The sequence below is a fragment of the Companilactobacillus sp. FL22-3 genome, from assembly GCF_054881455.1.
Window position 1 is genome coordinate 1 of sequence record NZ_JBTYYZ010000040.1, and the last position, 222, is coordinate 222.

Sequence of the window (222 nt, forward strand, 5' to 3'; positions counted from 1 at the left end):
CGAAAGACCAGTGAGAATCTGGTCGGCCGAAAGACTAAGGTTTCCTGGGGAAGGCTCGTCCTCCCAGGGTTAGTCGGGGCCTAAGATGAGACCGAGAGGTGTAATCGATGGATAACAGGTTGATATTCCTGTACCAGTTTATTTTGTTTGAACGATGGAAGGACGCAGGAGGATGATGTGTGCGCGCTGATGGATATGCGCGTCCAAGCAGTAAGTCTTGAT

1 rRNA gene is annotated in these 222 nt (G+C 50.5%); it reads left to right on the forward strand.

The features are described from left to right. Positions 1 to 222, forward strand: a 23S ribosomal RNA gene (locus ACYT32_RS12400); the annotation flags it as partial.